This is a genomic window from Albidovulum sp. (genome assembly GCF_049646345.1).
Taxonomy (GTDB): domain Bacteria; phylum Pseudomonadota; class Alphaproteobacteria; order Rhodobacterales; family Rhodobacteraceae; genus Albidovulum.
Genome location: NZ_JBARVQ010000903.1, coordinates 1 through 4,370, shown reverse-complemented (window position 1 = coordinate 4,370; position 4,370 = coordinate 1). Strand labels below are relative to the sequence as shown.

Genomic DNA, 4,370 nt, shown 5'->3' with positions numbered 1-4,370 from the left:
CTTGAAGGCGCCGGGTTCCTGAAAGTTCTCGCATTTGAAGAAGAGCTGGCAGCCTGCAAGCTCATTCAGGTAGTCCGAGGTCCGGACCGGCGTGCGGCGGATATGAGACCTGATGCGTTCATGCGCGTCCAGCATGTCCTGATAGGTCGGGATGTACATCTTCACCTCATTGGGCAAACAGTGCGGCAGGGCAGCTCCCTCCCCCCTTGTGGGGGAGGGATGGGGAGGGGGGCGTCAGGCGGCGGCCTGTTTCGCGGGCGCGCCGTGGCGGTACCAGTCCTGCGCGGCGGCAACTCCGGCGCCGAGGCGGATCGGCAGGCCCAGATCGGCCATGACCATTTCGGCCGCCGCGATGCCCGAAAGTGCCATGACATCGGTCATCGAGCCCAGATGGCCAATGCGGAAGACCTTTCCGGCGACCTCTCCCAGGCCGGTGCCGAAGGCGACGCCATATTCTTTGGCGGCCCTTTCGACGATGGCGGTGGCGTTGAAGCCCTCTGGCGTGCGGATGGCGCTGACCGTATCGGACCAGAGATCGGGCGAGGCGGCGCAGAGCGTCAGGCCCCAGGCGTGGACGGCCCGACGCACGCCCTCGGCGATGCGGTGGTGACGGGCGAAGACAGTGTCGAGCCCCTCGGACAGCAGCATGTCGCTGGCCAGTTTCAGCCCGTTCAGAAGGCCGACCGGCGGCGTATAGGGAAATCCGTTCGCGGCATAGCTTTTTTCCATGTCGCGGATGTCGAAGAAGGTGCGGGGGAGGGTGGCCGTCTTGCCCGCGTCCATCGCCTTTTCAGAAAAGCCGAGGATCGCGAGGCCCGCGGGCAGCATGAAGCCTTTCTGGCTGCCGGTCACGGCGATATCGACGCCCCAATCGTCCATGCGGAACTCCATCGAGCCGATGGAGGAGACGCCATCGACGAAGAGCATCGCGGGATGGCCCGCCGCATCAATCGCCCGCCGCACCGCCGCGATGTCAGATCGAACCCCGGTTGCGGTTTCGTTGTGCGTTGCGAGGACCGCCTTGATCGTGTGGTGCTTGTCGGCGCTCAGGATCGCCGCGAACCTATCGGCGGGAATACCTTCGCCCCAGGGCGTTTCGACCACCTCGACCTCCAGCCCGTGGCGGCGGCACATGTCGATCCAGCGGTTGGAGAACATGCCGTTTCGCGCCGCCAGCACTTTGTCGCCGGGCGAGAGTGTATTGGTCAAAGCGGTTTCCCAGCCGCCGGTGCCGGTGGAGGGGAAGAAGAATATCTCGGCCGTCTCCGAGCGCAGCACCTTCCGCACATTCGCCCGCGCGGGGTGCAGGATTTCACCGAACAGGGGCGAGCGGTGGTCGATCGTCGGCATGTCGCAGGCCTTGCGGATCGCCTCGGGGATATTGGTCGGGCCGGGGATGAAAACCGGATTCTGGAAGGACATGGGGGCCTCGCTGCAGGGATGCTAGCAGCCTAATCCCGGATCGCATTGCACTTCAATTTTTTCGAATTAGTTTTTCATATTGTGAAAAAGCCACTTTTTTTATTGAATCTAAAAAGAAATTCGTTTTTCATTTAGCGAAAACATTTTTCGAAATCATGCAGAAAGGAAATGTCATGGCCGAATCCCGCCCCCGTGGCCGCCCGAAAAGCTTCCATGACAAGACCGCCGAAAACACGATCCAGTCGCTCGACCGGGCGCTGATGATCCTGACCGCAGTCAGTGAGGCGGGCGGGCTGACCCTGTCGGAACTGGCGGCCCGGACAGGTCAGTCAGCGCCGACGGTGTACCGGGTCATGACCACGTTCCAGACCCATAGCTTTGCCGAGATGGAAGAGCCGGGCCAGCTTTGGCATGTCGGCGGCGGGGCGTTCCGTGTCGGCTCGGCCTTTCTGCGCCGGACCAAGGTGGTGGAGCGGTCACGTCAGGTGATGGACCGGTTGATGCGGGCGACGGGAGAGACCGCAAATCTTGGCGTCGAAATGCGCGATCAGGTGCTGTTTCTCAGCCAGGTCGAGACGCATGAAACGATTCGCGCCTTCTTTCCGCCGGGCACGCTTGGCCCAATGCATGTCTCGGGCATCGGCAAGGCGCTTCTGGCCTGGTATCCAGAGGACCGGATCACGGCAATCGCTGCCAAGGGACTGCCTTGTTTCACGGCCTGTTCACTGGGGGAGGTTGGCGCCTTGCGCACAGACCTCGTTGCAACACGGGCACGGGGATACGCGCTTGATGACGAGGAGCGGGCAGAAGGCATGCGCTGCGTTGCCGCGCCGGTCTTCAACGCCCATGGTGAACCGGTTGCGGGGATTTCGGTGTCGGGTCCTGCTTTTCGGCTGACACAAGACCGGACAGCAGAGATCGGTGCATTGGTGCGCAAGGCGGCGGATGAGGTGACTGAGGCGACGGGGGGACGGGTGCCGTAGGGGGGCAGGCTGGCTCGGCGCTCTCAGCGCACCGCTTCCATCAGCGCATCCTGCATCCGGCAATCGCGGACCGTATCCTCGCCGCAGGGGCGGAACTCCAGATCGCGGGTCAGGCAGATGCGCGCCTCGTCAATCCGGCCCGCCTCGCAGGTGATGGTGATCATGGTGCGGGAAAGGCCGGGATTGACCTCAAGAAACGCGTCCTCGACCACGCTTGTTGGCAGTTTCACGTCGCGGTCGAGATGGACAAGGACATCCGGGATTTCCACCTTGTCATATGCCAGACGCGAGACTGTGAAATAGTCGTCAGCCGCGAGGCCCGAACAGCGGCCGTGTTTCTTCCATTCATGCCAGGCCAGCCCCGATGAGCCCATGATATCGACCATCGCCCTGGTATCGGACCGCGACGGATCGCGGGCGGTGGTGCGGCAATAGCTGGGCCAGCCGAATTCGTATTGCGGCCAGAGCCCGTGCAGGGTGAAGCTGTGATCGTGGCGCGGGTCGCACTGATCCTCGCCCCGCGCATCGCCGGTCAAAGCGCAGAAGGTCGGCGACCATGAGAGCGACAGGACGTAATAGTCGAACTCGCCCGCAGCTTCGCCTTCGGCAAGGGCGGGCAGGGGCAATAGGGCAAGGATGGCAAGCCAGCGCATTTTCTCTTTTCTCCGGTCCCGTGACGGACTATATAGCCCTGAACTTCCCCGAAAACGAGGAAAGGCGGCTCGAAAGGTCGCAGCCGTTTTCCCGGCGCGGGAGAGATTTGTAAAGGAGATGCCGCATGTCTAAACCGCTGATGGCCAAGGCCACTGCCGTCTGGCTCGTGGACAATACGACGCTGAGCTTCAAGCAGATCGCCGATTTCTGCGGTTTGCATGAGCTTGAAGTGCAGGGCATCGCCGATGGCGACGTGGCCGCAGGCGTCAAGGGCTTTGACCCGGTCGCCAACAACCAGCTTGAGCAGTCCGAGATCGACAAGGCCGAGAAGGACCCGGCTTACAAGCTGAAGCTGAAGTTCAACCCGGCCTCGCTGGGCGAGGAAAAGCGCCGGGGACCGCGTTATACGCCCTTGTCCAAACGCCAGGATCGCCCGGCGGCGATCCTGTGGCTGGTGAAGTTCCACCCCGAACTCGCCGACAGCCAGATCGGCAAGCTGGTGGGCACGACCAAGCCGACCATCGCCACGATACGCGAGCGGACGCATTGGAACATCAACAATATCACGCCGATCGATCCGGTGGCGCTTGGCCTCTGCCGTCAATCAGAGCTGGATGCTGCCGTGCAGAAAGCCGCCAAAAAGAAGAACGCAGATGGTGCTGTGATGACCGATGATGAGCGCCGCAAGCTCGTCTCGACCGAGCAGTCGCTTGGCATGTCGTCCGAGCCGAAGATGCCGAGCGCGATCGCGGGTCTTGAGAACTTCTCGCTTAGCCAGAACGAGGATGAGGAAGAAAAGAACCCGGCGGATTATTCCAATGCTGATGCGTTCTTCAATCTGCCACATGGCGATGATGACGACGAGGATGACGAAGACGACAGCTGAGGCGTTGACGGTCTGTCCGGTCAGAACAATGTAACCGGACTATAGCGTTTCGGGTTTTGGTTGAAATCACAAGCATCGGAATTCGAACGAAAAAGGTTCGAATTCTGATTTAACGTAAACTCGAAATGCTTAATTGCCGCGTGGGCCGGGCGTAAAAGTGCCCCGTCGGCATGCCTGGGGCGTCAGACGATAAGGCACTACCCCCACCCGTCGCATCGCACCGGTTCCGAGCGAAGGAACGTCGCATCAAATACGGCAATGGGCCGGAGCCGGGCAAATGCCAGCGCCAGCCCGTTTTTCGGTTTTTCTCACACGAAGACGAAATCGCCCTTGTCGATATCGCCGAGCGAGACGCCGTCGAGGGTGATGACATGGCCGTTATATTCGACCTCGACCCCGCCCGACACTTTGGAGATGTCGAGAGC

General features: G+C 61.5%; 4 protein-coding genes and 1 pseudogene. 2 read left to right on the top strand and 3 right to left on the bottom strand.

Annotated features, from left to right (window positions below; all coding sequences use genetic code 11):
• A pseudogene (locus WBB85_RS23560) lies at window positions 1-159 on the bottom strand (threonine/serine dehydratase); the annotation flags it as partial.
• A 75-nt stretch (window positions 160-234) separates the two neighbouring features.
• On the bottom strand, window positions 235-1,422 hold the full coding sequence (gene bhcA, locus WBB85_RS23555) for an L-aspartate--glyoxylate aminotransferase BhcA (protein WP_432640993.1): 1,188 nt from the start codon (window positions 1,420-1,422) through the stop codon (window positions 235-237).
• Between the two features lie 155 nt (window positions 1,423-1,577).
• Between bhcA and bhcR the strand changes: the two genes are divergently transcribed.
• Complete coding sequence (gene bhcR / locus WBB85_RS23550; RefSeq protein WP_432640992.1) at window positions 1,578-2,405, top strand: HTH-type transcriptional regulator BhcR; 828 nt, start codon at window positions 1,578-1,580, stop codon at window positions 2,403-2,405.
• A 23-nt stretch (window positions 2,406-2,428) separates the two neighbouring features.
• On the opposite strand, the gene WBB85_RS23545 is transcribed toward bhcR, so the two are convergent.
• A complete protein-coding gene (locus WBB85_RS23545) occupies window positions 2,429-3,058 on the bottom strand; it encodes a ribonuclease T2 family protein (RefSeq protein WP_432640991.1) in 630 nt (209 codons plus the stop codon).
• 125 nt (window positions 3,059-3,183) lie between these two features.
• Between WBB85_RS23545 and WBB85_RS23540 the strand changes: the two genes are divergently transcribed.
• The gene (locus WBB85_RS23540; protein WP_432640990.1) at window positions 3,184-3,945 is read left to right on the top strand and encodes a DUF1013 domain-containing protein; all 762 of its coding nucleotides are present in this window, start codon (window positions 3,184-3,186) and stop codon (window positions 3,943-3,945) included.
• Window positions 3,946-4,370: the final 425 nt, after the last annotated feature.